The organism is Streptomyces sp. SPB074, from assembly GCF_000154905.1.
GTDB lineage: Bacteria > Actinomycetota > Actinomycetes > Streptomycetales > Streptomycetaceae > Streptomyces.
In genome coordinates this window covers 2133822-2140115 of the sequence record NZ_GG770539.1, presented here as the reverse complement: position 1 = coordinate 2140115, position 6294 = coordinate 2133822, and the positions used below count along the sequence as shown (strand labels likewise).

Below are 6294 nucleotides of genomic sequence, written 5' to 3'. Positions count from 1 at the left end.
CACCGCGCAGCATCCCGCGCCGGGCGCCCCGCGCTCGCCGTGGCCCGCCGTGGACGACACCGCGATCCTCACCCCGCAGCAGCCCCGCGCCCCCCGCGGGCCCGGTGACGCTCCCGCCAACGGCAACGTCTCCGGGGACACGCTCACGGGCGGCCTGCCCGTCGTCCCGCCGCAGTGGGAGAGCGGGCAGGGCGCCGACCGCGTGACGATGCGCCAGGACCCGCTGGGCCCCGGCGCCGGTTCCCCCTCCTTCCCCGTCCCCGGTGCCGCCGCCCGCTTCCCCGAGCCGGTCACGGCGCCCGCCGGGCCCGAGCAGCCCGCCGCGCAGGCGGCGAAGACCGCGAAGCCGAAGAAGAAGGGCCGCAGCAAGCTCGGCCTCCTCGTCGGCGTGATCGTCGTCGTCGCCGCGGGCGGGTACGGCGCCGGGCTCCTGATGAACCGTTCCGACGTGCCCAAGGGCACCACCGTGCTCGGCGTGGACATCGGCGGCGGTACGCGCGACGCGGCCGTCAACAAGCTCGACGCGGCCCTCGCCAAGCGCTCCCTCGCCCCGCTCCCGCTCAGCGTGGACGGCAAGGCGGCGAGCCTCAAGCCCGACAAGTCCGGCCTCACGCTGGACAGCCAGGCGACCGTGCGCGCCGCGGCGACGAGCGACTACAACCCGGTCTCCGTCTTCGGCTCGCTCATCGGCAAGGAGCGCGTCGTCCAGCCGGTCATGCCGGTGGACAAGGAGAAGCTCGCCGACGCCCTGAGCCGCGTCGCGGGCACCTCGGGCAGCCTCAAGGAGGGGACGATCACGTTCTCCCCGGGCAAGGCGACCGCCGTGCACGGCAAGCCGGGCCGCACGCTCGACGTCACCAGGTCGATGGACATCGTGACCCGCGCCTACCGCGACCAGGTCGGGGCCGGGACGACCAAGCCGGTGTCGCTGCCGCTCAGCGAGAACAAGCCGACGATCTCGGACGCCGAGGTCGACCGCATGAAGAAGGACTTCGCCGACCCGGCCATGTCCGGACTCGTGACGATCAAGGCCGGTCCCGCCTCGATCCAGTTCGGCCCCGACCGCTCGCTGCCGCAGATCCTCGGGGTGAAGGCCGTCGGCGGGAAGCTCGTCGACACCTATGACCTCAAGGCCCTGGAGGGGCTGTACGGATCGACCTTCGACGGTGTCCTCATCACCCGCGGCACGGGGGAGCGGACGGCCGTGACGCCGCAGGACGTCGTCGGGGCGCTCAGGGAGGCGCTGCGGGGGAAGACGCCGGCCGAGCGGACGGTGGAGATCGAGACGAATCCCAGCTGATCCTCGCGGGGCGGGCCGGGACGCGGGCTCGCCCCCGGCGTGGGTTCGGCCTTCCCCGGGTGGGCCCCTCGGGGGCTCCGCCCCCGCGCCCCCGCTCCTCAAACGCCGGAGGGGCTGGAAGTTGGGGGGGGAAGTTGCTGAACGCCGGGGCGTGACATCTGTCATCCCGGAGCCACGACACGGGGCACTGCCCCGGATGGTCCGGCGCGCGGCATTCTCTTCCGCATGACGGATACACGTGACGTGGCGGGGGACGCTCCCGTCGTCGCCTTCGATGAAGTGACGAAGAGCTTCGGCGAGGTGCGGGCCGTGGCCGGGCTCTCGCTCGCGCTGCACCCCGGCGAGACGGTGGCGCTGCTCGGCCCGAACGGGGCGGGGAAATCGTCCACGCTCGACCTCCTCCTCGGCCTGCGCCGCCCCGACGCCGGCACCGTGCGCCTCTTCGGCGGCACGCCCGAGCGGGCGATCACCGCCGGGCGGGTCGGGGCGATGCTCCAGAGCGGCGGGCTCATGGAGGACGTGACGGTACGGGAACTGGTCACCTTCGCGGCCCGGCTCCACCCGCGCCCGTACCCCGTGGACGACACCCTCGCCGTCGCCGGGCTCGGCACGATCGCCGAGCAGAAGGTCAACAAGCTCTCCGGCGGGCAGGAACAGCGCGTGCGCTTCGCGCTCGCCACCGTCGGGGACTGCGACCTCATCGTGCTGGACGAGCCGACCACCGGCATGGACGTCACCGCCCGCCACGCCTTCTGGGCGACGATGCGCGAACAGGCCGCCTCGGGCCCTACGGTCCTCTTCGCGACCCACTACCTGGAGGAGGCCGACGCGATCACCGACCGCGTCCTCAACAAGGGCCGGCTCCTCGCCGACGGCACCGCCGCCGAGGTCAAGGCGCGCGCGGGCGCCCGCCGGATCTCCTTCGACCTCGAAGCGGCGGCCGTCCCCGGCCTCGCCGAGCGCCTGCGCCCGCTCCCCGGGCTCACCGAGGTCACCGTCTCGGGCCACTCCGTACGCCTGGCCTCGCAGGACGCCAACGCGACCGTGCACGCCCTCTACGGCCTCGGCGACCTCTACCCGCGCAACCTCGAAGTCACGGGCCACGGGCTCGAACAGGCATTCATCGCCCTCACCACGGCCGAGGAGGCCACGACCGCATGAGCAACGAGACCGCCGCCGCGACCGCGCCCCCGCGCGCCCAGGCCCGCCCCGCCACCGTCGCCCGTTCCCCGTTCACCCGTACCGCCGCGCTGCTGCGCCTGGAGATCGCGCGGACCACGCGCAACGGGAAGTTCCTCTTCTTCTCGGTGCTCTACCCGGCCGGTCTCTTCCTGCTCATCACGGCCGGCCAGAGCGGTGACGCGAAGGTCGGCGACCTGACCCTGTCCGCGTACTTCATGGTTTCCATGGCGTCCTTCGGCGCGCTCACCGCCGTCCTCGTCGGCAACAGCGAGCGCATCGCCAAGGAGCGCGAGAAGGGCTGGGTGCGGCAGCTGCGGCTCACGCCGCTGCCCGGCCACGGTACGTGCTCAGCAAGATCGGCTCGGCGGCCGTCGTGAGCCTGCCCTCGATCGCCGTCGTCCTCGTCGTCGGCGCGACCGTCAAGGGCGTCCGGCTCGACGCCTGGCAGTGGCTCGCCCTGCTCGGCCTCATCTGGGCGGGCAGCCTCGTCTTCGCTCGCTCGGCGTCGCGATCGGCTACCTCGCGACCGGTGACGCGGTCCGCCCGCTCACGATGCTCGTCTACTTCGGCCTCTCGATGCTCGGCGGGCTCTGGCTCCCGGTCACCAACTTCCCCGGCTGGCTCAAGGACATCGCCTCCTGGACGCCGACCCACGCCTACGCCGCGATGGGCCAGGCCGTCGAGGCGGGCGGCGCGCCGCCCGCGAAGGACGTCCTGCTCGTCGTCGGCTACCTTCTGCTCTTCACGGCGGTCGCCGCGCGGCTGTACCGCAGGGACACTCTGAAGGCGTGACGGCACCGATGACGACCAGCACCCCCCGGCCCCGTTCCCGCCTCCTGCGCGCCCTCGCGCCCTTCGCGCGTCCCTCGCTCATCGGCAGCCCGCCCCGCGGCCGCCGCGAGCTGCGCGGAAAGGCCCTGTGGATCGGGATCTGGCTGGTCTTCCTCGTGGACCCGCTCGACGACCTCCTCGGCGGCGCGCACACGGCGCCCGCGCGCACCGCCGGGTGGGCGGACCTGCTCGTCTTCGTCGGCTGCTACCTGACCCTCGTCATGCGGGACGTCACCCGCGCGCACACGACGGCCCGTTCCCTCGTGCCGCTCGCCCTCATGCTCGCCCTCGCCGTCGCGCTGCCGCTCGGGCTCGGCGACTCCTGGTACGTCCTCCTCGTCTACTTCGCGGTCTCCTGCGCCGCCGCCCTCCCGCTGCCGTACTCGCGGTACGCGGTCGTCGCCTCGGCCCCCCTGCTGCTCGCCCTGCCGCCGCTGCGCGGCCACGAACCGGAGTGGAGCACGCTGATCCCCGTCCTGCTCGGCGGCTTCGCGATGACGGGGGTACGGGAGCTGGTGCGCACGACCGTCGAACTGCGCCACGCCCGCGCGACCGTGGCGCAGCTCGCGGCGAACGAGGAGCGCCTGCGCCTCGCCCGGGACCTGCACGACCTGCTCGGCCACTCGCTCTCGCTCATCACGCTCAAGAGCGAACTCGCGGGCCGGACGCTCCCCGCGCGCCCCGCCGAGGCCGCCCGGCAGGTCACCGAGATCGAGCAGGTCGGCCGCCAGGCCCTCACCGACGTCCGCGCCGCCGTCGGCGGCTACCGGCAGCCGACGCTCGACGGCGAACTCGCCGGGGCCCGCGTCGCGCTCACCACCGTCGGCATCGAGGCGCAGCTCCCCGAGCGGACGCCCGCGCTCCCCCCGGAGCCCGCCGCAGCGCTCGCCTGGGTCCTGCGCGAGGCCGTCACGAACGTCGTACGGCACAGTGGCGCGCGCACCTGCCGCGTGACCCTCACCCGCCGCCAGAGCCTCCAGGGCCCCTACCTGGACCTGCGGGTCGAGGACGACGGCACGGGTCCGGGCGGCGCGGCGCCCGGGCACGGGATCACGGGCCTGCGCGAACGCCTCGCGGAGGTGGACGGGACCCTGACGACGGGAGCCGCCCGGGCGGGGCGCCGCGGGGGCTTCGCGCTGACCGCGCACGTACCGCTGGACGAGACGGGCTCCAGGCTGCCCGCATGACGACGCCCGGCCCCGTCCGCCTCCTGCTCGCCGAGGACCAGGCGATGATCCGCGAGGCGCTCGCCGCGCTGCTCGGCCTGGAGGAGGACCTGACGGTGGCCGCGCAGGTCGCGCGCGGGGACGAGGTCCTGGCCGCCGCGCGGGCGCACGCCGTGGACGTCGCGCTGCTCGACATCGAGATGCCCGGCATGACGGGCCTCGACGCCGCCGCCGTCCTGCGCGACGAAATCCCCGGCGTCCGCGTCGTGATCCTCACGACCTTCGGCCGCCCCGGCTATCTCCGCCGGGCGATGGAGGCGGGCGCGCGCGCCTTCTTCGTCAAGGACGCCCCGGCCGCCGAGCTGGCCGCCGCCGTGCGGCAGGTGCTCGCCGGGGAGCGCGTCATCGATCCGGCGCTCGCCGCCGCCGCGCTCGCCGAGGGCGCGAACCCCCTCGCCTCGCGCGAGGCCGACGTCCTGCGCGCCGCCGCCGGAGGCGCGGGAAACGCCGAACTCGCCACCGCGCTCCACCTCTCGCAGGGCACCGTCCGCAACTACCTCTCGACGGCGATCCAGAAGCTCGCCGCCCGCAACCGCGCCGACGCCGTGCGGATCGCGCGCGAGAAGGGGTGGCTGTGAGGAAGCGCCCGTACGCCGCGCGGGGCGCCCGCACCGGGTGACGCCCGCCGCGCGGCGTTCAGTTCAGCCGCGCCCGTGCCGACCGCGCCTCGGTCCGTACGGTCTCCGCGAGGTCGCCCGACACCGCCTCGACGGCCTCCGCGTACCGCTCGAACTCCGCCGCCGCCTCCAGGTAGTCGCCCAGACGGACCAGGAGTCGGGCCCGGTCCCGGCGCAGCCCGGCCGGGTGCGAGGGCAGCAGCAGGCCCAGCTCGGCCGCCCACAGGGCCACCTCCGCGCGCTCGGGCCGGGCCGACGCCCACGCGGTGATGTTGCCGAGGACGCGCCGCACGATCTCCAGCGGGCTCGCGGGGGAGAGCCGGTCCGGGGTCAGCGGGCCGCCCGTCGTGCGCTCCACGAGCCCGGCCGCCTCCGCGCGGTCCAGGGGCCGCCCCGCGCCGAACGGGTCCACGAGGACGTCCCCCGGCTCCCCGAGACCCACCACGAAGTGGCCCGGCAGCGCGACCCCGTGCACGGGCGCGCCCGCGCGCCGCGCCACCTCGATCCACACCACCGACAGCAGGATCGGCAGGCCCCGCCTGCGCCGCAGCACCTCGTGCAGCAGCGAGGACCCCAGGCGCGCGTAGTCCGCCTCCTCCCCGTGGAAGCCCTCCCGCGCCCCCAGCACCTCGCGCAGCGCCCGCGCCCAGTCGGCGGGGCCGCCCGGACGGAAGGGCAGCGCGCCCGCGAGCCGGTCGAGTTCGGCCTCCGCCGCGTCGATGCCCGCCGGGGTCAGCCCCGCGTCGCCCTCGGCCGCGAGCAGCAGGCACAGGCGCGAGAGCGAGGGCCGCTCCTCGCGCGCCTCGGCCGCGAACAGCGCCCTGCGCTCCTCCCGCTTCACGCCGCCTCCGGGGCCCGGTAGTGGTGGTAGTGGTGGTGGACGGTGAAGCCGAGGCGCGTGTACAGCGCGACCGCCGCCTCGTTGTCCCGCTCGACCTGGAGCCACGCCGCCGAGGCGCCCTCCGCGAGCGCCGTCCGCGCGAGCGCCCCCATGACCCGCCGGGCGAGCCCGCGCCGCCGCAGCTCCGGGGCCACCTCGACCGCCGAGAACCCGGCCCAGCGGCCGTCCACGACACACCGCCCGATCGCCCCCGGCACCCCGCCGGTCCCGGGCACCCCCGTGTCCGTATGTACGAAA

At 75.4% G+C, this 6294-nt stretch carries 5 protein-coding genes and 2 pseudogenes; 5 read left to right on the top strand and 2 right to left on the bottom strand.

Annotation, left to right across the window (positions count from 1 at the left end):
- From SSBG_RS08575 to SSBG_RS08555, 5 genes and pseudogenes are all read left to right on the top strand, one after another.
- A pseudogene (locus SSBG_RS08575) lies at positions 1–1300 on the top strand (hypothetical protein); the annotation flags it as partial.
- Between the two features lie 225 nt (positions 1301–1525).
- Positions 1526–2461, top strand: a complete 936-nt coding sequence (locus tag SSBG_RS08570) for an ABC transporter ATP-binding protein (RefSeq protein WP_037869270.1) — start codon at positions 1526–1528, stop codon at positions 2459–2461.
- Positions 2458–3274: pseudogene (locus tag SSBG_RS08565) on the top strand (ABC transporter permease). Before SSBG_RS08570 ends, SSBG_RS08565 begins: the two are co-directional and overlap by 4 nt.
- Positions 3275–3282: 8 nt before the next feature.
- Positions 3283–4500, top strand: a complete 1218-nt coding sequence (locus tag SSBG_RS08560) for a sensor histidine kinase (RefSeq protein ID WP_008745793.1) — start codon at positions 3283–3285, stop codon at positions 4498–4500.
- On the top strand, positions 4497–5117 hold the full coding sequence (locus SSBG_RS08555; protein WP_008745792.1) for a response regulator transcription factor: 621 nt from the start codon (positions 4497–4499) through the stop codon (positions 5115–5117). The genes SSBG_RS08560 and SSBG_RS08555 overlap by 4 nt, the downstream gene beginning before the upstream one ends.
- Before the next feature lie 58 nt (positions 5118–5175).
- Here SSBG_RS08555 and SSBG_RS08550 read toward each other — a convergent pair whose 3' ends face one another.
- Entirely contained in the window at positions 5176–5997 is an 822-nt protein-coding gene (locus tag SSBG_RS08550) for a SirB1 family protein (protein WP_008745791.1), read from the bottom strand.
- Positions 5994–6294: GNAT family N-acetyltransferase (locus tag SSBG_RS08545; protein WP_158677754.1), on the bottom strand; the 301-nt coding region annotated here is incomplete at its 5' end. The genes SSBG_RS08545 and SSBG_RS08550, both read right to left, overlap by 4 nt.